The 22,996-nt window shown below is 61.6% G+C and carries 18 protein-coding genes; all 18 read right to left on the reverse strand.

All coding sequences use genetic code 11. The features are described 5' to 3' along the window. Positions 1-3 precede the first annotated feature (3 nt). Positions 4-879, reverse strand: coding sequence for a 4-(cytidine 5'-diphospho)-2-C-methyl-D-erythritol kinase (gene ispE, locus VHE12_00585; GenBank protein ID HVZ79274.1), 876 nt, complete (start codon positions 877-879; stop codon positions 4-6). A 197-nt stretch (positions 880-1,076) separates the two neighbouring features. Then, positions 1,077-2,810 (reverse strand): tetratricopeptide repeat protein, encoded by a 1,734-nt coding sequence (locus VHE12_00590; GenBank protein HVZ79275.1) that lies wholly within the window; start codon positions 2,808-2,810, stop codon positions 1,077-1,079. A gap of 11 nt (positions 2,811-2,821) precedes the next feature. Then, positions 2,822-3,274 carry a cyclic nucleotide-binding domain-containing protein gene (locus VHE12_00595; protein HVZ79276.1) on the reverse strand — a complete coding sequence of 151 codons (453 nt, stop codon included), beginning with the start codon at positions 3,272-3,274 and terminating at the stop codon, positions 2,822-2,824. A 78-nt stretch (positions 3,275-3,352) separates the two neighbouring features. Beyond that, on the reverse strand, positions 3,353-4,660 hold the full coding sequence (locus tag VHE12_00600; protein ID HVZ79277.1) for an FAD-dependent oxidoreductase: 1,308 nt from the start codon (positions 4,658-4,660) through the stop codon (positions 3,353-3,355). Continuing rightward, a complete protein-coding gene (locus tag VHE12_00605; GenBank protein ID HVZ79278.1) occupies positions 4,657-5,784 on the reverse strand; it encodes an MraY family glycosyltransferase in 1,128 nt (375 codons plus the stop codon). The genes VHE12_00600 and VHE12_00605 overlap by 4 nt, the downstream gene beginning before the upstream one ends. 272 nt (positions 5,785-6,056) lie before the next feature. Beyond that, a complete protein-coding gene (locus VHE12_00610) occupies positions 6,057-7,940 on the reverse strand; it encodes a sigma 54-interacting transcriptional regulator (protein ID HVZ79279.1) in 1,884 nt (627 codons plus the stop codon). A gap of 3 nt (positions 7,941-7,943) precedes the next feature. Beyond that, complete coding sequence (locus VHE12_00615; GenBank protein HVZ79280.1) at positions 7,944-8,315, reverse strand: hypothetical protein; 372 nt, start codon at positions 8,313-8,315, stop codon at positions 7,944-7,946. 113 nt (positions 8,316-8,428) lie between these two features. Further along, positions 8,429-10,540: a polyribonucleotide nucleotidyltransferase gene (pnp, locus tag VHE12_00620; GenBank protein ID HVZ79281.1), complete on the reverse strand. Its 2,112-nt coding sequence runs from the start codon at positions 10,538-10,540 to the stop codon at positions 8,429-8,431. Between the two features lie 114 nt (positions 10,541-10,654). Next, complete coding sequence (gene rpsO / locus VHE12_00625) at positions 10,655-10,921, reverse strand: 30S ribosomal protein S15 (GenBank protein HVZ79282.1); 267 nt, start codon at positions 10,919-10,921, stop codon at positions 10,655-10,657. A gap of 271 nt (positions 10,922-11,192) precedes the next feature. Next, positions 11,193-12,104: a bifunctional riboflavin kinase/FAD synthetase gene (locus VHE12_00630; GenBank protein HVZ79283.1), complete on the reverse strand. Its 912-nt coding sequence runs from the start codon at positions 12,102-12,104 to the stop codon at positions 11,193-11,195. Then, complete coding sequence (truB, locus tag VHE12_00635) at positions 12,101-12,985, reverse strand: tRNA pseudouridine(55) synthase TruB (GenBank protein ID HVZ79284.1); 885 nt, start codon at positions 12,983-12,985, stop codon at positions 12,101-12,103. Before truB ends, VHE12_00630 begins: the two co-directional genes overlap by 4 nt. Positions 12,986-13,114: 129 nt before the next feature. After that, positions 13,115-14,113: a bifunctional oligoribonuclease/PAP phosphatase NrnA gene (locus VHE12_00640; protein HVZ79285.1), complete on the reverse strand. Its 999-nt coding sequence runs from the start codon at positions 14,111-14,113 to the stop codon at positions 13,115-13,117. Further along, complete coding sequence (rbfA, locus tag VHE12_00645; protein ID HVZ79286.1) at positions 14,103-14,471, reverse strand: 30S ribosome-binding factor RbfA; 369 nt, start codon at positions 14,469-14,471, stop codon at positions 14,103-14,105. The genes VHE12_00640 and rbfA overlap by 11 nt, the downstream gene beginning before the upstream one ends. 73 nt (positions 14,472-14,544) lie before the next feature. After that, the gene (locus VHE12_00650; protein ID HVZ79287.1) at positions 14,545-14,841 is read right to left on the reverse strand and encodes a DUF503 domain-containing protein; all 297 of its coding nucleotides are present in this window, start codon (positions 14,839-14,841) and stop codon (positions 14,545-14,547) included. Between the two features lie 71 nt (positions 14,842-14,912). Continuing rightward, positions 14,913-17,168 (reverse strand): translation initiation factor IF-2, encoded by a 2,256-nt coding sequence (gene infB / locus VHE12_00655; GenBank protein ID HVZ79288.1) that lies wholly within the window; start codon positions 17,166-17,168, stop codon positions 14,913-14,915. 6 nt (positions 17,169-17,174) lie between these two features. Continuing rightward, the gene (nusA, locus tag VHE12_00660) at positions 17,175-18,497 is read right to left on the reverse strand and encodes a transcription termination factor NusA (GenBank protein ID HVZ79289.1); all 1,323 of its coding nucleotides are present in this window, start codon (positions 18,495-18,497) and stop codon (positions 17,175-17,177) included. A 32-nt stretch (positions 18,498-18,529) separates the two neighbouring features. After that, positions 18,530-19,000 carry a ribosome maturation factor RimP gene (gene rimP, locus VHE12_00665; protein ID HVZ79290.1) on the reverse strand — a complete coding sequence of 157 codons (471 nt, stop codon included), beginning with the start codon at positions 18,998-19,000 and terminating at the stop codon, positions 18,530-18,532. Between the two features lie 253 nt (positions 19,001-19,253). Beyond that, entirely contained in the window at positions 19,254-22,922 is a 3,669-nt protein-coding gene (locus VHE12_00670) for a PolC-type DNA polymerase III (GenBank protein ID HVZ79291.1), read from the reverse strand. Positions 22,923-22,996: the final 74 nt, after the last annotated feature.

The raw sequence follows: 22,996 nt of genomic DNA on the forward strand, positions 1-22,996 counted from the left end.
CCCTCAAATGAATTGGACCCCATCGGGGACCGCTTGGACCGCCCAGACCTCCCAACCCCGGCCCTCGAGCGAACCGCGGATCCGCTCCGCATGGTCCGCGTTCTCCGCCACCCCGAAGACCGTCGGCCCGCTGCCGCTGACCAGGACCCCCAGGCTTCCCGCCTTCTCCAGCGCCTCCCGGACCTTTCCGATGAGGGGCAGGAGAAAAAGGGCCGCGGGCTCCAGGCCGTTGAACAGGGCCCGGCCGATCCGGTCCGCTCTCCCGTCCGCGGCCACCTGCCGGAAAGCCCGGGCCTTCTCCCCGCCGGTGAACAACGCCTTTCCCGACCCGTAGACCGAAGGCGTCGAAAGGCCCTCCGCGGGCTTGACCAGCACCAGGGACCAGGAGGCCGGAGAGTCCCAAGGTTCGATGATCTCGCCCCGGCCGGTCCCCAAGGCGGTGCCGCCCTTGAGGAAGAAGGCCACGTCGGAACCCAATTGGGCCGCCAGGGGTTGGAGCTTGGCCGGTCCCCACCCGGTCTTGAAAAGACGGTCCAGACCCAAAAGGGTCGCGGCCGCGTCGCTGGAACCGCCACCCAACCCCGCGGCCATGGGGATCCTCTTGGTGAGCCCGATCCGGACCCCCGGCTCCTTCCCCAGCGCCTCTTTCGCGAAAAGACGCGCCGCCCTCAGGACCAGGTTCGAATCGTCCGCCGGGAGCGTCGAGCCCTCGACCTCGAGACGGAGGCCGGAGCCGCCCTCCTCCATCCTCAGTTCGTCGTAAAGGGCGACGGCCTGGAACACCAGGGCCAGTTCATGGAAGCCGTCGGGACGCCGCCCCAGGACCTCCAGGACCGGGTTGACCTTCGCGGGCGTCCGCAAGAACAGGTTCAGGCTCAAGAGAGAACACCCCATTCACCGCCAAGGCGCCAAGACGCCAAGAAGGACCGAATGAAAATTCCCGGGAAAAGAACGTCCGGATCAGGGAAAAAAGACCCTTGGAAAACATCCCTTCGGGCCTCCGGGTCCCGCTTTTCGATCTTTTCTAAGATCTTCTTGGCGTCTTGGCGTCTTGGCGGTAAAGGATCTTTTGGCATTCAAAGACCCGAAGTGGAATTCTCTTGGATCTTCAGGGAGAAGTCCTTGTTGGCGGGGTCCAGCGCGGAGGCCTTCTTCCACTGCGCCACCGCCTGCCGCTTCTGCCCCTGCTTGAGGTAGACCTGGGCCAGGTGGTCGAAGATGACCGCATCGTCCTTTTGGGAGGTCTTGAGGAGTTGGACGGCCTTCTCCAGGCTGGCCTGGGCCTGGGGGTATTCGCCCCGCTTGAATTGGACCCAGCCCATGCTGTCCAGGTAATAGGGGTTCTCCGGTTCGAGCTTGAGGGCGCTTTCCATGTAACGCTTAGCCTCGTCCAGGCGGATGCCCTTGTCGGCGAAGGAGTAACCGATGTAGTTATCGACCTCGGCGTTCTCGGGCTGGATCTCCAGGACCTGTTTCATGGAGGCGATGGAGTCGTCGAAATGGCCCTGCTTGTCCAGGACCACGCCCTGGTTGAAATAGGCCTGGGCCAGGGAGCCGATGTTGAATTCGGGCGCCTGCTTGTCCCGGTAATTCTTCTCGATCTTGATCACCCGCCGGTATTGTTCCAGGGCCTCGGGATACTTCTCCGCCTCGTGGTAGAGCATCCCCTGGACCAGGAGCAGGTCCGGATGGTCCGGTACGGCCTTCAGACCCTCTTCCACGGTCTTTTGGGCCAGGTCGGCCTTCTTCTCCCGGTCATAAAGGAGGGCCAGGCGCACCCAGGCATCCAGGGATTTATCATCGTTCTTCAGGATCTCCTGGAGCTGGAGCTCCGAATCGGCGAAGTCCTTCATCTCCTCATAGGCGGCCGCCAGGCGGTAGCGGATGAGGGCCTCGGTCGGTTTCTTTTCCAGTATTTTTTGGAAGACCTGGACGGCCTCGGGATAACGCTGGAGGCGGAAATAGCACAGGCCGATGTAGTCGTTGACCCCCACATCCTCCGGTTTCAGGGAGGAATAACGCTGGAAAGCCTCCAGGGCCTTCCCATCCTCCTTCTGGTTGTAATAGAGCTGTCCCATGGCCAGGTAAGGCTGGGGGTTCTCCGGGTCCTTCTCCGCCAGGGCCTGGTAGATGGTGATGGCTTGCTGGGGTTTCTGGTCCAGTTCATAGACCAGGCCCAGGGAGGAATAGGCGCGGGCGTCCTTGGCGTCCAGGTCGATGGCCTTCTTGAAGGCCTCCTCGGCCTTCACCACCTGGTTGGAGCGGGTATAGATGAGGCCCATGTTGTAATAGACGGCCTCTTCCTTGGGATGGTCGGCCAGGATCTTGACGTATTGCTGGATGGCGTCCTCGTAGCGGTTCTGTCCGGCCAGCACCCCCGCCAAGTAATAGCGGGCCTCCAGGTCCTGGGGATCGATCCTCAGGATCTCCTCGTACTCATGCTGGGCCTTGCCGTACTCGCCCTGCGACCCCAAGAGGCCCGCCAGCATCATGCGCGGTTCGATCTTCTCGGGGGAGATCTCGATGGACTTGCGCAGTTCCTCCACGCTCTTGTACTCCAGGCCCTCCACGTAATAGTGGTAGGCCAGGCGGTCATGGATGGAGGCCGACCTGGGGTCGTAGCGGATGGCCTGCTGGAACTCGACCAGGGACCGCTCCACGTCGCCGGTGCGCTGGGCATAGATCCCGTTGAGGTAATGCCAATAGGACCGGGGGTCGTTGGCCAGGCGGTCGCCGTCCACGTCCGCCCAAAGGGCGGTGACGAGGGAAAGGAAGGACAAGGCGAGGAAAAGCGGTTTCGGGGTTCGCATGGGATCGTCTTTCAGACTTGTTTGATGGACTCGTTGGCCTTGCGGAGCCGTTCGTTGGCCGTGCGCAGGAAGACCAGCAGGATCTTCAGGGCGATATCGGGGTGCTTCTCCAAAAGGGTCGTGAAGGCCTTCTTGGTCATGACCAGGAGGCTCGAGTCCTCGGCGACCCGGGCGGTGGCGGTCCGGGGACGGTTGTCGATGAGGGACATCTCCCCCAGGAACTCGCCCTCCTTCAGGCTCGCCAACACGATCTCCTCGTTCCCCTTCCCCTTCTTGGTGATGTTCACCGTGCCCTTGCGGATGACGTAGAGGATCTCCCCCGTCATGCCTTCCACGAAAAGGGTGGCGTTGCGGGTATAGACCTTCTCGAAGAAGAGGGTCGACACGCTGGCCAGTTCGGAAGGGCCCAGTTCCTTGAACAAGGGGATGCCCTTGAGCGAATCGACGTCGAGCTGTCCGGCCATGGTTCCCCTTTTCCCCTGGTTTTGACGCGCATTATACATCCGGGGGGTCCGCAAAAAGCCCGTGTCCGAGGAAAAGGATCAGCGGCGCCCCAGGATCCTCCGGGCGGCGGACGTTCCTTGGGCGATGGCGCTTTCCATGCTCCCGTACTCCCAAAGGCCGTAGCGGCCCACGCCATCCACGCCTTTACGCCGGTAATGGTCCAGGAGCTCCGGCACGCACTCGCGGTCCCGGTCATAGATCACATAGGCACCGGGCAGGTCCAGGTCCGCCCGGCTGACGACCTGCTTCCCGCTCTTGATCCAGCCCAGGTGCTTCAGGCCTTCCAGGGCCTGCTTCCCCAGGACCTTCGGCGAGGGCCGCGGGCCCCGGTAGGAGAATTCCACATAAAGGGAAAAGTGCCCCGAGGGGGCGACCGTGGGCACGCAGGCGCTCACCGAACCGGCCCGGTGGAAGGTGAACTCGGCCCCCGGGAAATAGACCCAGCTATAGGGGATGGGTTGGCGCCCCCGGAGGCCCAGGTTGATGTTGTAGATCGAGGTGGCCTTGAGCCTGCCGGCCATCCGGCGCAGGCCCGCCGGAAGGTCGCGGGTCAAGCGGACCAGGCGGGGCAGGGGAAGGCTGGAGACCATCCGGTCGAAGGGGACCGCCCGTCCATCCTTCAGCCACGCGGTCCTTTTCCCCAGGTGGAGCCCCGCCAGTTCGGCCCCGAGCCAAAGGTCCGGGAGCCCTTTCGCGATGGCCTGGGGGAGGATGGAGATGCCGCCCTGGTCGGGATAGAGGAACGTGGCGTTGTAGCCCGCGCTGGAGTTGCGGGAGCCCCGGGCCCCTTCCAGGACCTCCAGGACCCTCGGGCGGGGCACGAAGCGCCCCATCCAATGGGTCGAGAGTTTGTGCAGCGGGAACTTCCAGAGCTTTTGGTTGTAGGGGAACATGAAATTCTTGGAGATGCCTTCGCCGAAAGAGCGCAGGCACCAGGTCCTGAAATCATCCGCCGGGCCCGTCCCGTCCGCCGACCGCCGCCCCAACTGGGCTTGGAGATAGCCCAGGACGTTCTCCCGCACGGTGGCGCTGGGAAGTCCCGCGTTGTTCTCCTGGTAGGGATATTCGCTGTAGGTCCCTTCGCTATGGATGACCGCGTGGCGGCGGCGGACCTTGAGCCGGTCCCCGACCCATCCAAGCACCCATTCCTTGACCTTGGGGTCCTGGAAGTGGAGGAAGTGCCCCGTGTAATCGTAGGTGAAACCCTGGGTCAGCACGGAACGGCAGAGGCCGCCCGGATCCTTTTCCTTCTCGACGAGGAGATAGGGATGGGAATGTTGGAAGAGCTCCCGGGCGCAGGACAGTCCCGCCAAGCCGCCGCCCGCGATGAGGACGCGGGGCTTCATTTCTTCCGGGACTTTCGGGGGCTCCGGTCAGGGGGCTTCAGGAAAAGCCGGAAGGGGTTCTCCCGGACCTTTTGTTTCCCCTCGTCCACCGGGATCACCGAGACCGCCACCGTGAAAAGGAGCGTCAAGGTGAAGAGTCCCAAGAGGAGGATGGTCGCCCTTTTTTCGGAGACATGGACCAGCACCCAGGCCGCGATCCCCAGGAGGATGGAAAGCCCCCAAAGGGTCCCGACCACCTGCTTGACCGTCATGCCCACCGCCCGCAGGCGCAAGGCCAAGTGGTCGTTGGAGCCGCGGAACATGGAACGTCCCTTCAGGAAGCGCAGGAACATGACCAGGGCCGTGTCGTAAAGGGGGATCCCGAGGATGAGCAGGGGGGCCAGGAGGCCTTCCACGTTCACTTGGGAATAGCCGTGGCCCATGGCGAGTCCCGCCAGGACGAAACCCAGGAACAGGGCGCCCGAGTCCCCCATATAGATCCTGGCCGGTTGGTAGTTGTAGGGAAGGAACCCCAGGACGCTCCCCCCCAGCGCGGCAGCGGTCAGGTGAACATAGCTATGCGGCCCCAGGGCAGGGACCAAGGCGAAACCCAGGCAGGCCAGGACCGTTACCCCGCCCGCCAGCCCATCCATGATGTCGATGAGGTTCACCGCGTTGGTGACCGCCAGCACCCAGAAGACCGTCAGGACTTTCCCCAACCAGGGGTGGCTGGGCAGGAACTCCAACTGAACACCGAAAAGGATCAGCAAGGCCGCCGCCAGGACCTGGAAGAGGAACTTGATGCCCGGTCCCAGGGAGAAGAGATCGTCCACCAGTCCCAGGATGGCCATGACCGTGCCTCCGGCGAGCAGGGCCAGGACCCGGGGCCCATCCTCCGGCGGGGTGAGGATCAAGGCCGAAAGGATGCCCATCAGGAAGGCGAAATAGATGGCCAGGCCGCCCAGGTAGGGGATGGGCGCCGTGTGCTTCTTGAGCTGGCCTTGCGGGCTGTCCAGGAACTGGGTGCGAAGGGCGATCTTGCGGAAAAGGGGGGTCAGCCCCAGGGAAAGGGCGAAGGTGATGAAAAAGAGCAGCCAGTCGGTGTTCAGGGGTGTCCTCCAAAGCGGATGCTGTCTTTCAGGCACTATAACACAGGGGGGAAAGGGTTAAAATTCGGTGGAAAATGGCCCTTGGGGCATAAAAAAAGAGCCCCGGTGGGTCGACCGAGGCTCTGGAGGTGAGTTTTGATTCGTTTAGGCCAGTTGTCGCTGACCTGCATTACATATAAGCAATGCTTGTGCCAATCTTTGGTCTTTTTACAATGGCTCAAAATAAGGGTTTTGGGACCCAGCTTCTTCGAACTGAACCGTTCGAGTGTAAAATAATTATACTATTGATAACCAAGTGTTAATTATATTTACACTTTGGATGTTTTCAGGCCGTATTTCCTGATCTTTTGATAGAGGGTCGGTCGGCTGATCCCCAGCCGCAAGGCCGCCTGCTTCTTGTTGAACCCGGCTTCCTGCAGCACCCGCAGGATCAGGTCCTTCTCCCCCTTCTCCAGGACCCCGATCCCGGGAAGGGTGGCCGCTTCCGATGCCAAAAGGCCCTGCGCCTCGGCCCACTCCGCCGGCAAATGCCGGGGCTCGATCACCACATCGTCATGCAAGGTCACGATCCGTTCGATGACATTCTCCAGCTCCCGGACATTGCCCGGCCAGCGGTAACGGGCCATGGCCTGGAGCGCCTCGGACGAAAAGGTCTCGAAACGCGTCGGCCGTTCCTTCTTCAGCCGGTCGAGGAAATAACGGGCCAAGATCGCCAGGTCCTCTCCCCGGTCCCTCAGGGGCGGCATCTCCAGCACGATGACGTTGAGCCGGTAGAAAAGGTCCTCCCGGAAGTGGCCGTCCTGGATGGCCTTCTTGAGGTCCCGGTTGGTGGCGGCGATGACCCGGATATCGACCTTCACCCGCTCGGTCCCTCCCACCCGCTCGAACTCCCGTTCCTGGAGGACCCGAAGGAGCTTCACCTGGGTGGCCGCCGAGATCTCCCCGATCTCGTCCAGGAAGACCGTGCCGCCGTCGGCGGCCTCGAACTTGCCGATCTTCCGACCCACCGCTCCCGTGAAGGAGCCCTTCTCATGGCCGAAAAGCTCGCTTTCCAGCAGGGTCTCGCTCAACGCCGAACACACCAGGGGCACGAAGGGCCGGTCGTGCCGGGCGGACTGCTCATGGATGGAGCGGGCCACCAGTTCCTTGCCCGTTCCGTTCTCCCCCAGGATGAGGACCGTGGCGTCGCTCGCCGCCGCGCGCTTGATGAGGTCCCGGATCTTCCGCATGGGGGCGCAATCGCCGATCAAGGAGGTCTCCCCCACGGGCTGTTCCTTGCGGGCGGTGGCAGCCGAGACCATGGATTTGGACAGGGCGAAAAGGATGGAAGCGGCGTCCTTGGAGGACTTCACGAAATCCTCGTAGTCCTTGCGCATGCGGCCGGTCAGGCCCTCGTGGTAATAGACCTGCCCCAGGTTGTAGATGGCGTTCACATGGTCCGGGTCCTGCTTCAGGACATCCTTGAACTCGGCCACCGCCTTTTCCAGCTCCCCCTTCTTGAAGTAGCAGATGCCCAGGTCGTTCTGCAGGTTCCACCTTTCCTCTCCCGCCGGGACCTTCTTCAAGGCCTTGCGGTAGGCGGTGATGGCTTCGTCGAAACGCTCCAAGGCCATCAGGCAGTCGCCCGATGCGCCGAGGGCGGGAAGGTTGCCCGGGTTCCCCTCCAGGGTCCTTTGGTATTGCTCCAGGGCCTTTTCCAGCTCCCCCTTCTCCTTGAACAGGGCTCCCAGGTTCATGCGGCATTGGTACTCCAGGGTCTGGGCCGAATGGAAAAGCCCCAGGTAATAGGCGCCCGGAGTGATGGGGTGCAGCAGCCGGAGGGCCTCGAGGAATTCGAAGGCCGCATCGTTCACCTGCCCCCGTTGGCGGTGGATGAGGCCGCAATTGAAGTGGATGTCCAGGTGATTGGGGTTGATCCGCAGGGCCTTCTGGTAATGGTCCAGGGCCACCCCCAGGTCCTGCCCATGGAAGGCCGCATGCCCCACGTCCCTCAGCGCGAAGGAATTGAAGGGATTCTTCTTGGCCACCGCCTTGAAGGACCGCAGGGCCTTGTCATACTCCCCTTCCTCGAAAGCCGCGATGCCTTCCTCGGTGGCCTTGTCCAAGGGTTCATGGACCGCGCCGCAGACCGGGCAATATCGGTGTTCGGCCTCCAGGGGATTCCCGCATTCGCGGCAGGGAAAGAGGGCCATGGATCAGGCCCCTTTCTTCTTGGGCGGCTTCGCGCCTTCCAGCTTCCCGATCTGCATTTGGGTCAGGTGCACCGCCTGGGGATGGCCGGCGTATTTCTTTTCCAGTTCCTTATATCGTTTGAGGGCTTCCTTCTTCTTGCCCGCCTTTTCCAGCTTATAACCCTGGCGGAATTCCTTCTCGAACTCGATGAATTTCTCCTGGGCTTCCCGGGAGAGGCGCGTGGTCCAAAGGTGGGCGAACTCGGTGAGGGCCGCCATGGTCATCAGATAGACGAAGTAGGGGGGGAAAGCATAGGCGGCAAAGAGCGCCACGAAGGTCAGGCCGCCCCACTCCTCCTTCTTCAGCATGGTCTTGGGCGTTTCGGGTTCTTTCACGGGGTCCCTTCAAAGGCCGGAACAGGCGAGTAAATTTATTTTACACCCCGCCCTCGGGGCCTTTTGGACAAAAAAAAAGCCCCGGCCGGAAGGCCGGGGCTTTCAACGGCTTTTTAATTCTTTTTGTAATCCTCGATCTTCAACCCCAAGGCTTCCTTGCGGGAAAGCTTGATCTTCTTGGTCTTCGGATCGATCCCGATGCACTTGACCAGGAGCTCATCGCCTTCCTTCAGGACGTCCTCCACGCGTTCCACGCGGCGGTTGTCCAGCTGGGAGATGTGCACCAGGCCGTCGGTGCCCGGCAGGATCTCGACGAAGGCGCCGAAATCCATGATCTTCTTGACGGTCCCGAAGTAGATCTTGCCCTCTTCGGCTTCCGCCATGAGGCCGTCGATGAAGGCCTTGCACTTCTCGATGGCGGCGCCATTGGGAGAAGCGATATGGACGGTCCCGTCGTCCTCGACGTTGACCTCCACCTGGAAATCCTCCTGGATCTTTTTGATGGTGGCCCCGCCCTTGCCGATGATGTCGCGGATCTTGTCCACCGGCACCTTGATGCTGACGATGCGCGGCGCGAAAGGCGACAGGTCCTTCTGGGGCGTCGAGAGCACCTTGTCCATGATGTCCAGGATGGTCAAGCGGCCCTGCTTGGCCTGGGCCAGCCCCTTGTCGATGACCTCGAAGGGCAGGCCGAAGATCTTGATGTCCATCTGGATGGCGGTGATGCCCTTGCGGGTCCCGGCCACCTTGAAGTCCATGTCGCCGAAGTGGTCTTCCAGGCCTTGGATGTCGGTCAGGATGGCGGTCTTGGACATGTCCTCGTTGGAGACCAGTCCCAAGGCCACGCCGGCGCAGGGGGCCTTCAGGGGCACGCCCGCGTCCATCAGCGACAGCGAACCGCCGCAGACGGAGGCCATGGAGGAGGAACCGTTGGATTCCAGGATGTCGGACGTGACCTGGATGGTGTAGGGGAAATCATCGTGCTTCGGGAGCAACGGCTTCAAGGCGCGCTCCGCCAGGTTGCCGTGCCCGATCTCACGACGGCCGGGGCCCGACAGGCGCTTGATCTCGCCCACCGAGTAGGGCGGGAAGTTGTAGTGGAGCATGAAAGTCTTCTTCTGTTCGCCTTCCAGCTCCTCCAGGATCTGCTGGTCGTCCTTGGTGCCCAAGGTCGTCGTCACCAAAGCCTGGGTCTGGCCGCGGGTGAAGAGCGCCGACCCGTGGGTACGGGGCAGGACGCGGGTCTCCGCCGTGATGGGGCGGAACTCGTCGAACTTGCGGCCGTCCTGGCGCTCTTGGCGGTCCAGGATGGCTTCGCGGACCAGGTCGGACTCGATGCCATGGACCAGCCCGTGGATGTCCTTATCCTTCTCGGGGAACTTCTCTTTCAAGGCCTCGACGGTATCCTTGGTGACCTTGGCGATGCCTTCCTGGCGCTTGAGCTTGTCCTTCTCGGCCATGGCGGTCTTCATCTTGGAAAGGGCGAAGTCCTTCACGGCCTTGGCCAGGTCCTCGGGCGGCTTGACCAGGGTCAAAGCGCGCTTGGGTTTGCCCGCCTTCTTCACCAGCTGTTCCTGCAGGTCGATGATCTTCTGGCATTCCTTGTGGGCCAGCTTGATGGCCTCGAACACCACGGATTCGGATTCTTCCTCGGCCTCGCCCTCGACCATGACCACGGCCTTGCGGCTGGCGGCCACGATCAGGTCCATCGTGCTCTTCTCACGCTGGGCGAAGGTCGGGTTGATGACCAGGTCGCCGTTGACGCGGCCGACGCGCACACAGCCGAACATATCGGCCACGGGGATGTCGGAGACGGCCAAGGCCGCGGAAGCGGCGGAGACGGCCAGGACGTCCGAGTCGTTCTCTTGGTCCGCGGAGATGACGGTGGCGTGCATTTGCACTTCATTGAAGAACCCGTCCGGGAAGAGGGGGCGGATGGGGCGGTCGATCAAACGGGAAGTGAGGATCTCCTTGGTGCGGGGACGGCCCTCGCGCTTGAACCAGCCGCCGGGGATGCGTCCCGCGGCCGAACTGCGTTCGCGGTACTCGACGGTGAGGGGGAAGAAATCCTTGCCCGGCATGGGGTCCTTGGCGCCGACCACGGCCACCAGGACCACGGTCTCGCCCAGTTGGGCCAGGATCGATCCGTCGGCCTGCTTGGCCAAACGGCCGGTCTCGAACGAGATCTGGGTATTGCCTAAAGCGCTGCTGACACGTTCCATCATTTCGGAAGCTCCTTCGATAGTTTAGTGGTGTGAGGAAAAGGCCGGGATGAACGGACGAAGAACGGGGGCGGTCCTTACTTCACGCCCTTCGCGGCTTCGTGGTTCAATTCGTCCTTATTTGCGAAGTCCCAAACGATCGATGAGCGCGGCATAGCGCTTCACGTCGTGCTTTTTCAGGTAGTCCAAAAGACGGCGCCGGTGCCCGACCAGCTTGAGCAATCCACGGCGGGACGCATGGTCCTTGGGATGGGATTTGAAATGTTCCGTTAAGTACTTGATCCTCTCGGTGACGAGGGCGATCTGAACTTCAGGGGAACCGGTGTCGCCTTCCTTTTGCCTAAAATCCTGAACGAGCTGGGTCTTCTTATCCTTGGTCATCATGGTACTGCTCCTCAAAGTTAATTTTTACGGCTTGGACTCCCCCCGAACCGAGCGATCGTTAGAGTGAACGAAGGCCAAGTAAGGGATCCGTGCCCCATCCGCTTCCAAGATCCAAAGGCGGATGGGCCCCGAGTAAGTGAAACGCATCGAGGGGCTAATCGCTCTTTTTGGAAGCGTGCCTGCGCCAAAAGTCCGGGCGCAGGGGCAGTATTCTATGGGCATTCCATAGGTGAGTAAAGGAGGATGGGCCTCCGTGAGGACCCCAAAAACCTTATTTGAGGCGGGGGAGCGGGGTTCCCATGATCTTTCGAAGGTCCTTCTTGATCTGCCGCACCAGGAGCGCGGGGGACGGGAATTTCCTCTCCGGCCTCAGGTATCCGAGCAGTTGGACCGCCATCTTTTTCCCATAAAGCTTCCCGTAATAATGGAGCAGATGGACCTCGGCCTGGCGATGGTGGTCATCGTCCCGGAAGGTGGGCCGGTGCCCCAGGTTCATTCCCGCCCGGTAGAGCTTCCCCCCGAGAGGGACCGCGCAAGCATAGACCCCATCCTTGGGAAGGTAGGAGGAGATGCGGGCCAGATTGGCCGTGGGAAAACCGATCCGGTGTCCCAGGTGTTTCCCATGGACCACGGTCCCCTCGATGCGATAAGGCCGCCCCAGCATGGCCCAGGCCTGGTCGGGACGCCCGGCCGCGAGACTTTCACGGATGCGGCTGGAGGAGATGATCCGGCCTTGATAGCGCACCGGAGCCACGGAACGGACCTCGAACCCCCGTTCCTTGCCGACGCGCCTTAAAAAAGCGATGTCGCCCGCCGCCCCCCGGCCGAAACGGAAATCCTTCCCCACGACGATCCCCTTCACCCGCCCCAAACGACCCAGCCAATCCAGGAACTGTCCCGGGTCCTTTTTCGAGAAGGCCCGGGAAAAAGGGATGACGGCGACCCGTTGGATGCCGGCTTCCCTCAACAATCCGAAGGTCTCCGTTCGGTCCAAAAGGAACGGGATGCGTTCGCCACCCCGCAGGATGTGGACCGGATGGTCCTTGAAGGTCGCGGCCACGGCCGTGGCCTTCGAACGGCGGGCAAGCTTGACCGTTTCCCTGGTCAGGGCTTGGTGTCCCCGATGCACGCCGTCGAAGACGCCGATGGTCACGACGATCGATCTTTTATGATTGGAACTCAAGGCCATCCCTCGATGCCGAAAACTTTCCTTGGACGACCGACACCTTCCCCGGCGCCTTCCACAATGCCGCAAAGAAGGCCTTGGCTGTTCATCACGCGGGCCAGCTGTCCCTGTTCTAACTTCGCCCGCACTTCCCTTCCATGACAAAAAGCAGTGAGTTCACTGTCCGCCAGGGTGACGGAAGGGAGATGGCCGGCCAGACCCGAAGCGGGAAGCAAGGCCCCTTGGACCTTCCCATCCTTCACCAAGGACTCGAGCACTTCCAGCGTCACGCTCCGCTCCAAGGGAAAGGGCCCCACCCGGGTCCTCTCCAATGATTCCAGACAACCACCGACCCCTAAGGTTTCCCCCAGGGTTTCGCAGAGGGAGCGCACATAGGTGCCCGGAGAGCATACGACACGGAAACGCACCCGGGGAAGTTCCATGGACGTCACTTCCAGATCCTCGATCCGGATGGGCCGGGGCTTTCGTTCGACCTCGATGCCCTCCCGGGCCAATTCGTAAAGCTTGCGTCCGTCCCGTTTGACGGCGGAGACCATGGGAGGGACCTGTTCGGTCAGGGCCTTGAGGCTAAGGGCCGCTTCCCGGACCTTCCCCGGCTCGAGCCCGTCCCAGGGTTTTTCCTCCAGGACCGTCCCCGTGACATCGCCGCTATCGGTCCTTTTTCCCAGCAGGCAGGTGGCCCGGTATTCCTTATCGAAGGAAGCGAACTCGATGAGCCTCGTGGCCGTGCCCACGACCAAAGGAAGCACCCCGGTGGCCATGGGGTCCAAGGTGCCCAAATGGCCGATCTGTTTCTCGCGGAGGATGCCCCGGACCTTCGCCACGACGTCATGGGAGGTCCAGCTCTTTGGTTTACGAAGGATCAGGACGCCTGTCATGGGAGCACTTTAAGGCCGATAAAGGATCCCAGGGACTCAAATTTTAAATTCTTAATTAAACAAGGGCTTCCGAGGATCGGAAACTTCCAGAATTCAAAATTCAACATTCGAAATTGAGAATTGGTTTTTTTAGAGGGCGTCCTGGCAAGCGGCGATCACGGCGGGCAGGGCCTTTTGGATCGGGCCTTCGGTCACGGCGCCCGCCGCATAGGCGTGGCCGCCGCCGCCGAAGCGCTTGGCCACGTTCGCCACGTTCACGTGGTTCTTGGACCGGAGGGAGATCTTGACCAGTCCATCGGGCCTTTCCTTCAGGAAGATGGCGATCTTCACGGTGTCGAGGTTCCGCACGACGTTGATGAGGTTCTCGGTGTCGTCGTCGCTGGCCCCCGAACTGCGGAAATCGGCCTGGTTGAGGGTCATGGAGCCGATGAGGCCGTCCTGATGGACCTTGAGGGTGCCCATGGCGAGCCGGGTCAGTTCCATGGCCTGGCGGGTGATGTCGCCGAAGATATGCTCGCTCACATGGGAGGTATCGGCGCCCGCCTCCTCCAATTCGGCGGCCAGGCGGAAGATGTGGGGCGTGGTATTGGGATAACGGAAGCGGCCCGTGTCGGTCACGATCGAGGTGAAGATGCCCTCGGCGATGGGCTTGTCCATCTTGACCTTCAGCGCTCGGAGCAGGCGATAGACCACCTCGCCGGTGGCGGCCGCGTCGGGGAAGACCAGGTTGTAGTCGCCGTACTTGTTGTTGGAGTAATGATGGTCGATGTTGACCAGGGTCTTGAACTCTTCCCGGCGGACGCCTTCCCGGATGCGGGTGAAATCCCCGGCGTCGAGCACGAAACAGACCTCGTGGGGCGGGATGACATCGCTCGCCTGGTAGTGGGGGGTGAAGGCCAGGTATTTGAAACGATGGGGCAGGGGGTCGTGATTGACCACCTGCACCTTCTTGCCCATCTTGGTGAGGGCGGCGAAAAGGGCCGACTCGGCGCCGAGCCCGTCCCCATCGGGGTTCACATGGGTGGTCACCAGGAAGGACTTATGGTCCTTGATGAGCCGGACCACCTTTTGGAAATCGTCCTTCGCGGTCCTGCGGCGGACGGGGGCTTTTTTCGTCTTAAGCTTCATCGCCGGTCTTGTCCTCGGGCTTCTTGATCTGGTTCAGGATGCCTTTGATCTTCATGGCGTGGTCGAGGGATTTGTCGAGGCGGAACTGCAGCTCGGGGGTATATCGTAACTGAAGGCGGTGGCCGATTTCACCCCTTAAAAAACCCTTGGCCCGTTCCAGGGCTTGCATCGTTTCTTGCCGGGTCCCATCGTCCCCCAGGATGGAGACGAACACCTTGGCGTGACGCAGGTCGTCGGTGGTCTCGACGCCGGTCACGGTGACGAAATGGATGCCCGGGTCCTTGACCTCCTGGGTCAACATGACGCTGATCTCGCGCTTGATCGCCTCGGAGACCCTATCCGCCCGCTTGTAGGACATAGAATCCTCAATTTTAAGTTCTTAATTCTGAATTCCTAATTAAAGACCAAAAATTCAAAATTAAGAATTGCCGTTAAAGGTACTCGGTCTGCACACCCGTCACGATCCAGTCCCCTTCGTTCTCCATCAGGTCCAGGACCTTCGAGAGAGCGGCGTCGGCGTGTTTCCGGTCGGTATTGACCGTGACCACGGCCAGGACCGACCTTTGCCAGAGGTTTTGGTGTTCCACTTCGGCCAGGGAGACGTTGAAACGCTTGCGTACCCGGTCGGAGACGCTCTTCAAGGTCATGCGTTTGGTCTTGAGGGAGCCGCTCTCCGGGTAATGGACCTCGACCCGCAAAAGACCTATCACCATCGTCAGAATTCTCAATTCTTGATTTTTAATTCTTAATGACGGTGATCTTGAATTCATAATTCAAAATTAAGAATTCAAAATCGCCTTTATTCCAGCTTCTGCGCGACCGCCTCGAGGATATAGACCTCCAGTTGGTCCCCCACCTGGACGTCGTCGTAGCCGTCGATCCCGATCCCGCACTCAAAGCCGTTGTTCACTTCCTTCACGTCGTCCTTGAACCGGCGGAGCGACGACAAGGTCCCATCGTGGACGATCTCCTCGCCCCGGTGGACCTTCACCTTGGCCTTGCTGGTGATCTTGCCCGACATCACCATGCAACCCGCGATGGTCCCCTTGGGCGTGCTGAAGAGCTGGCGCACCTCGGCGCGGCCGATGCTCACCGGCCGGTAGGTGGGTTCCAGCATGCCTTCCATGGCCTTGCGGACGTCCTCCACCGCGTCGTAGATGATCTTGTAGACCCGCACATCCACGTCCTCCCGCTCGGCGGTGGACTTGGCGTTGGAATCGGCCTTCACATTGAAGCCGACCACGATGGCGTTGGAGGCGGAGGCCAGCAGGATGTCGGAGTTCACGATGTTCCCCGTGCCCGAATGGATGACCTTGAGGGCCACCTTCTCGGTGGAGAGCTTCTCGAGGGATTGGGTGAGGGCCTCCACCGACCCCTGGACGTCGGCCTTGACCACGGCCTTGAGTTCCTTGATCTGCCCTTCCTTGATCTGCTCGAAGAGGTTGTCGAGGGTGATGTGCTTCATGGCGCCGACCAAGCGGTTGTCCTTGCGGGCTTCGGCGCGGCGGGCGGCGATCTCGCGGGCCATCTTGGAATCCTCGACCACGAAGAAGACGTCCCCGGCCTGGGGCACGTCGGAAAGACCGAGCACTTCCACCGGCGTGGCCGGGGTCGCGCCCTTGACCTGTTTGCCCAGGTCATCGTGCATGGCCTTCACGCGGCCGTAGGTGTTGCCGGCGATGACGTTGTCGCCGATCTTGAGGGTGCCCTTCTCGACCAGCAGGGTGGCCACGGGTCCACGGCCCTTGTCGAGCCGGGCTTCCAGGACCACGCCCTTCGGGGGCCGGTCGGGGTTGGCCTTGAGTTCCAACACCTCGGCCTGGAGCAGGATCATCTCCAGCAGTTTCTCCAGGTTCATGCGCTTCTTGGCCGAGACCGGCACATAGATGGTCGTGCCGCCCCATTCCTCGGGCACCAGCCCGCGTTCCGCGACCTGGGTCTTCACCCGGTCGGGGTTGGCCTCGGGTTTGTCGATCTTGTTGATGGCCACGATGATGGGGACCTTGGCTTCCTTGGCGTGGTCGATGGCTTCGAGCGTTTGAGGCATGACCCCGTCGTCGGCCGCCACGACCAGTACCACGATATCCGTGGCCTTGGCGCCGCGGGCGCGCATGAGGGTGAAGGCCTCGTGACCGGGGGTGTCGAGGAAGGTGATGGAACCCTTCTCATGCTGTACCTGGTAGGCGCCGATATGCTGGGTGATGCCGCCCGCTTCGCCTTCGGCCACCTTGGTCTTCCGGATGGCGTCGAGCAAAAGGGTCTTCCCATGGTCCACGTGGCCCATGATGGTGACGACCGGGGGCCGGGGCTTGAGGTCCTTGGGATCGTCCGGGGTGTCCTGGATCATTTCGGCCCCGAACAGGGGCACCACTTCGACCTCCGCATTGTGGGCGGAAGCCAGGGTTTCGGCGACCGCCATGTCGAGCCGCTGGTTGATGGTGGCCAGGATCTTGAGATCCAGCAGTTCCTTGATGAGCACACCCGCTTTGACATCGAGTTTTTGGGCCAATTCGGAAACGGTGATCCCCTCGCTGAGCTTGATCTTGGTCTTGGGAATGGAAGGATCGCCCTCGGCACCTTCCAATTTCGGCTTCTCCTCGGTCTCCTTCAGGGCCGCGGCGCTCTTGGGACGCCCGGCGGCCAATCCATGCCCGCCCGATTTGACGGACAAGGGTTTCAGGGACGGCCCGCTCTTACGGGCGACCATGGCCGGCCGGGGCGCGGACGGTTTGGGCGCGGAGGGCTTGAGGGTCGGATAGGTGGCCGTGGGCGCGCTCAGAGTGGACGGTTTCATCATGGTCCGGGTGGCCGGGGCGGCGCCGGGAGCGGCCTTGGGGGCCGTTCCGGGCTTGACCGTCGGGGCCGGAGCAGGCGCCGGGGCGGACACCGCATGGATGTCGGCCAGCCCCAGGTCCCGGCGGACCTCGGACTGGATCTTCTCATCGATGACCGTCAATTGGCTCGGGATGCTGTGCCCCAGCTTCTTGCAGCGGTCCAGGATGTCCTTGCTGGGGAGCCCCAGTTCCTTGGCGAATTCGAAAAGTCGTTTGCTCATCAGGCCTTATTCCCCCTGTCCTTCCGGCGCGGGACTTTCCTCGGCCAACACCGGGGAAGCGGGGATGGTCGGCATCCCGTTCTCGTCCTTGGTCAATTCAGGGGCCAGCGGGGCGCTTTCGCCCTTCACGGCGCCTTCGTCGATCTCGTCGGGAGGCGCGTCCTTGCGGTCCTCCTCGGTCAAATGGGAGGCGGCCCCGGCGCTGGGCGCTTCGATCTTGGCGTCGGCCAGGTCCTGCGGGACCTCCTGCTGGATCTGCTGGAAATGGGCGTCCATGCGGGCGCGCTCCTCCAGGGCGTATTGTTCCTCGCTCTTGATGTCGATCTTGATGCCCGTCAGGCGCGCGGCCAGCCGCGCGTTCTGCCCCTTCTTGCCGATGGCCAGCGACAGCTGGTCGTTGGGCACGATGACCTCGGCCGAGGAAACCTCGGGATGGAACACGATACGGGCGATCTTGGCGGGCGAAAGGGCGTTGGAGAGGTAGTTGTGCGGGTCATCGTCCCAGCGGACGATGTCCACCTTTTCTCCGCGGATCTCGTCGACGATGTTCTGCACGCGGATGCCCTTGACGCCCACGCAGGCTCCCACCGCGTCCACGCGGTCGTCGCCCATGGAGCGCACCGAGATCTTGGTGCGGGCGCCGGCCTCGCGAGCCACGCTCTCGATCTTGACCGCCCCTTCGTAGATCTCCGGAACCTCGAGTTCGAACAGCTTGCGCACCAGGTTCGGATGGGCCCGGGACACGATGATGGCGGGGCCCTTGAGGGTCTTGCGGACCTCCAGCACGTAGAACTTCATGCGTTCACCGGTCGAGTAACGCTCGCGGGGCACCTGTTCCTTGGCGGGCATGAGGGCCTCGGTGTCGCCGAGGGACAGGATGACGTTCCGGCCCTCGTAACGCAGCACGCTGCCCGTGATGAGGTCGCCTTCCTTTTCCTTGAACTGGTCATAAACGCTCTGGCGCTCGGCGTCCTGCACGCGCTGAACGATGACCTGCTTGGCGGTCTGGGCGGCGATGCGGCCGAACTGTTCGGCGGGAATGCGGACCTTGATGACTCCTCCCACCTCGGCGTCCTTGTCGAGCTTCCGGGCGTCGGAAAGGATCAATTGGGTGTTGGCGTCGGTGATCTCGTCCACGACCTCTTTCAGGTAATAGGCCTTGAACTCATAGTTGAGCTCGTCGAACTCCACGTCCACTTCCTGGGCGGCGCCATAGACCTTCTTGGCCGCAGAGGACAGGGCGGCTTGGATCGCCTCGACGAGTTTCTTCTTGTCGATGCGCTTGGTATGTTCCAACTGGCTCATCACCAGGGCTAGTTCGTTGCTCATTTCCTACTCCTCGTTCGGTCGGCGTTGAAAAGTCATTCCACGACCAGACGGGCGGCCTTCACCAGGGCGTAAGGCACCCAGACCGTCCGTTCCTTCCCCACCTGCACCTGGACCCGCGCCCCATCCGTTCCCAACAACCGGCCTTGGAAGCTCACCAAGCCCTCCAGGGGCTCGGCCAAGGTGAACTGGGCCATGCTCCCCTGGAACCTAAGGCAGTCCTCCAGGTTCCTCAAGGGGCGGTCCAGCCCCGGCGAGGACACCTCCAGCAAGTAGCTGGTCTTGATCAGGTCCAGCTCGTCCAGCTTCTTCTCCAGGTCCCGGCTGACCGCCGTGCAATCGTCCAGGGTCACGGGCCCGCTTTTCTTGTCCAAGGCCACCGTCAGGACCAGCTTCCCGCCCTGGGGATGGGTCTTGAGCTCGAAAAGCTCCAAAAAGTTGTCCTGGGCCACCCGTTCGGCCAAGTCCCACAACTGGGCGTTCAAGCTCGCGTCCGGGAATGCCATTCCCTTTCCTTTCGCCATTTGGCCCATAAATAACAAACGGCCTTTCGGCCGTTGGCAGGCAACAAGAACTTTCGGGTCCCGAGAAGCCCGCCGAACTCCGTTTCCCGAACCCTGGAAAAGGAGAAAAAAAAAGTGGGCCGGAAAGGGCCCACTTATCTGGACAGCCTTAAATTCACGCTCTTTGTATCAAAAAGGCCTGGATTTGGCAAGGGCGGGCCCGCCAAAACATTTGAAAATAAAGGATTTTCTCGGCTTAGAAGAGAGTGGCCTGGTTGGATTCGGGCATGGCCTTCAGGCACCCATGGCCCTTGAGGATCTCCACCACGTTCTTGTTCACGCCGCAGCGCTCCACCAGGTCCTCGATGGTCGAGAACTCCCCTTTGGCGCGTTCTTCCTGGATGGCGTCGGCGGCGGTCTCCCCCAAGCCCGGAAGGCCGATCAAAGGCGGGCGCAGCTTCTTTTCCCCGCCATCCTCCTGGACCTGGAACTGGCGGCTGTCGGACCTGTAGATATCGACCGGCAGGAACTTCAGGCCCCGGGCATAGACCTCCTCCACCACTTCCAGGATGGAGGCCTCGTCCAGTTCCTTATTGGTCGGTTTTTCCAGGGAGCGGATGAGCTTGATGCGTTCTTTCACCCGGCCCGGGCCCCCGCAGGCGACCGTGGCGTCGAAGCCGAAGGACTTGTTGGTGAAGAAGTCGGCGTAGAAGGCCAGGGGATGGTGCACCTTGAAATAGGCGATCCGGAAACTCATCACGCAATAGGCCACCGCATGGGCCTTGGGGAAGATGTACTTGATCTTCTTGCAGCTGTCGATGTACCAGGCCGGGACCTTGGCGGCCGCCATGGCCTGCTCGTACTCGGGCTTGAGGCCCTTTCCCTTGCGAACATCCTCCATGATCTTGAAGGCCAGGGCCTCTTCCATGCCCCGGGCCACGAGGTCGTTCAGCATGTCGTCACGGGTCGAGATGACGGTCGACAATGTCGCCGTTCCCTTCTTGATGAGCTCCTGGGCGTTGCCGAGCCACACGTCGGTCCCATGGGCGAGCCCGGAAAGACGGGCCAAATGCTCGAAGCGGGTCGGCTTGGTGTCCCGGAGCATGTCCATGGCGAACTGGGTGCCGAACTCGGGAACCCCCAGGGTCCCCAGGTCCTTATCCGTCTTGTCCTTGAGGTTGAGGGCCTGGGTGGACGAGAAAAGGCTCATGGTCTTGGGGTCGTTCAGGGGGATCTTGAGGACATCCACGCCCGTCACGGTCTCCAGGCGCTTCAGGCTGGTCGGGTTGTCATGGCCCAGGATGTCGAGCTTCACCAGGCAGTCGTGCATGCTGGCGAAATCGAAGTGGGTGGTGATGACATCCCGTTCCTTGTTGTCGGCCGGGTACTGGACCGGGCAGACGTCGGTGATGTCGAACTCCTTGGGCAGGATGACGATGCCGCCCGGATGCTGGCCGGTCGTCTTGGAGACGCCCGAGCAGCCTTTCACCAACCGGTTCAACTCCGCGTTCCTCGGATTGCGGCCCGCCTCCTCCACGAACTTCTTCACGAAGCCGAAGGCGATCTTGTCCTGAACGGCCGAAATGGTGCCGGCTCGGAAGCAATGGTCCTTGCCGAAAAGCTCTTCCACGTATTTATGGGCTTCATGCTGGTACTCGCCCGAGAAGTTGAGGTCGATGTCCGGCATCTTATCGCCCTTGAACCCCATGAAGACCTCGAAGGCGATGGAGAACCCGTCCCGGATGGAATCCTTGCCGCAAATGGGGCAGTTCTTGGGAGCCAGGTCCACGCCCGCCATGGAGGCCGGGTTGGGCGGGAACTCGGACCAATGGCCGCTATCGCAACGCCAGTGGGGCATCAAAGGGTTCACCTCGGTGATGCCGCAGAGGAAGGCCACGAAGGAACTGCCGACGCTACCCCTGCTCCCGACGATATAGCCGTCGGCCATGGACTTCTTCACCAGCTTCATGGCGATGACATAAAGGGTGGAGAACTTGTTGTTGATGATGGCGTTCAACTCTTTTTGGAGGCGTTTTTCGATGAAATCCGGGAGCGGTGAACCATAGAGGGCATGGGCCTGCTCGGTGGCCGTCTTTCGCAAAAGCTCATCCGCCCCTTCCCACATGGGGGACAGGGTCTGGGTCGGCAAGGGTTCCACGTCCTCAATCATCTCGGCGATCTGCCGGGGCCCTTTCACCACCAGTTCATGGGCCATCTCCTCGCCGAAATAGGCGAAGTCTTCCTTCAATTCGTCGGTCGTCTTGAAATAAAGGGGAGCCTGGCGCTCCACGCCGTAACCCATGCCGGCATGGATGATCTTGCGATAGACATCGTCCTGGGGCTCCAGAAAATGGGAGTCCCCGGTGGCCACCACCGGTTTTCCCAGCTTCTTCCCCGTCTCATAGATGCGCTTGGTGAGGGATTGAAGCTCTTCCATGTCCTTGACCTTGCCGTCGGCCACCATGAACTCATTGTTGGCACAGGGCTGGATCTCGATGTAATCGTAGAAATCGGCAACTTCCTCCAGGGGTTTGTCCCCTTCCAGAAGGTGCTGCCAAACTTCCCCCTGCTCGCAGGCCGATCCCAGGATGAGCCCTTCCCGCTTCTCCTGCAGGAGAGCCTTGGGGATAAGGGGCCTTTTATAGAAGTAATCCAGGTGGCTCTTGCTCACCAATTGGTAAAGGTTCTTCAGGCCGGTCTTGTTCTTGACCAGGATGATGATGTGGTAGATCTCCATGCCCTTTTCGCGCTTGAACTCGTCCACCAGGTAGCCTTCCATCCCCAGGATCAGCTTGATGCCGTGTTTTTTGGCGGCCGCCCGGGCTTCCGGGTAGGCCTGCACCACCCCGTGGTCCGTGATGGCGATGGCGGGATGGCCCCACTGGGCCGCCCGCTCGATGAGGCGGTCGATCTTGGAAAGGCCGTCCATGCGGCTCATCTGGGTGTGGCAGTGGAGTTCGACGCGCTTCTCGGCGGCCCGGTCCTTGCGGGTCTCCGGCGGCGCCATCTTCATGATGTCCTTGGCCGTCATGGTGAGCTCGTCGTTGGAATACTTGTCGGGCCGAAGGTCACCCCGCACCCTGACCCAATCCCGTTCCTTGAGGCCGCCCTTGAACTTTCCGTCGTTCTCGTGGAAAAGCCGGATATCCAGGGAATCGGTATAGTCGGTGATGGTCATCTTGACCAGGATGCGCCCGCTCCGGGTGGTGAAGTTCTCGTAGTGGATGATCTCGCCCTGCACCACCAACCCGTTGCACTCTTCCTTGACCTGCATGGACTGGGGCTCCTCGGCGATCTTGCGTCCATAGATGACGACCGGTTGGGGGGCCTTGGGAGCGGCGAACCCCACGGGCTTCTCCTCCGCGGCCAACGGCGTTTCGGGAAGGATGGAACCATTGATGACCAGTTCCACTTTGGGCTCGATCCCGGTGCGGGTCTTCAAAAGGTCGGCTAGGCGCTTGGGGAATGCCTTACGGTCCAACTGTTGCCGGGCCAGCTCATGGGGGACCTCGAAGTTCAGGGTCGTCCCTTGGGCCTGGTATTGGTAATGGGAGAACCAACCTTCGGCGATCTCCGCCTCTTCGCCCAGGCAGAAGAGCAGGTCCTTCTCATGGGCGGCCAGGTAATCCGCCAGGGTCACGGCGGAAGGGGCGTAATGGACGTCCAGCACCACCCGGCGCACGTTCGGAAGGGTATCTTTCAAATAGTTGGAGACCAAGCTGTAGGTGGCCGGCGGAACCGCCTGGGGCATCTTGATCCCCAGGAGCAGAAGGCCCCTCTCCGGATAGACCTGGACCCCCAAAAGTTCGGCCTGGAGGAAACGCTCTTGCTCGAAACATTGGAGTGGGATCTGTTGCAGCAGTTGGTAGAAGGGGGAGGCGGCCGGGTCGGAAGGGGCGACAGTGGGGCTATCGACGGGACTCATCCTGCCTCCAACGGCTCTATATCGGGTTTGGGAAGGGCTTGGGGGTGACTCCTTCGAACTATACAACCGGTAGA

The sequence above is a fragment of the bacterium genome (assembly GCA_035549195.1).
Taxonomy (GTDB): Bacteria; Oederibacteriota; Muellerivitia; order Muellerivitales; family Muellerivitaceae; genus DASZRK01.

Excerpts from the sequence above, each read along its gene's own strand:
- VHE12_00590 (HVZ79275.1), bottom strand. The coding sequence starts at position 2,810 with ATGCGAACCCCGAAACCGCTTTTCCTCGCCTTGTCCTTCCTTTCCCTC.
- VHE12_00595 (HVZ79276.1), bottom strand. The coding sequence starts at position 3,274 with ATGGCCGGACAGCTCGACGTCGATTCGCTCAAGGGCATCCCCTTGTTC.
- VHE12_00600 (HVZ79277.1), bottom strand. The coding sequence starts at position 4,660 with ATGAAGCCCCGCGTCCTCATCGCGGGCGGCGGCTTGGCGGGACTGTCC.
- VHE12_00610 (HVZ79279.1), bottom strand. The coding sequence starts at position 7,940 with ATGGCCCTCTTTCCCTGCCGCGAATGCGGGAATCCCCTGGAGGCCGAA.
- pnp (HVZ79281.1), bottom strand. The coding sequence starts at position 10,540 with ATGATGGAACGTGTCAGCAGCGCTTTAGGCAATACCCAGATCTCGTTC.
- rpsO (HVZ79282.1), bottom strand. The coding sequence starts at position 10,921 with ATGATGACCAAGGATAAGAAGACCCAGCTCGTTCAGGATTTTAGGCAA.
- truB (HVZ79284.1), bottom strand. The coding sequence starts at position 12,985 with ATGACAGGCGTCCTGATCCTTCGTAAACCAAAGAGCTGGACCTCCCAT.
- VHE12_00640 (HVZ79285.1), bottom strand. The coding sequence starts at position 14,113 with ATGAAGCTTAAGACGAAAAAAGCCCCCGTCCGCCGCAGGACCGCGAAG.
- rbfA (HVZ79286.1), bottom strand. The coding sequence starts at position 14,471 with ATGTCCTACAAGCGGGCGGATAGGGTCTCCGAGGCGATCAAGCGCGAG.
- infB (HVZ79288.1), bottom strand. The coding sequence starts at position 17,168 with ATGAGCAAACGACTTTTCGAATTCGCCAAGGAACTGGGGCTCCCCAGC.
- nusA (HVZ79289.1), bottom strand. The coding sequence starts at position 18,497 with ATGAGCAACGAACTAGCCCTGGTGATGAGCCAGTTGGAACATACCAAG.
- rimP (HVZ79290.1), bottom strand. The coding sequence starts at position 19,000 with ATGGCATTCCCGGACGCGAGCTTGAACGCCCAGTTGTGGGACTTGGCC.
- VHE12_00670 (HVZ79291.1), bottom strand. The coding sequence starts at position 22,922 with ATGAGTCCCGTCGATAGCCCCACTGTCGCCCCTTCCGACCCGGCCGCC.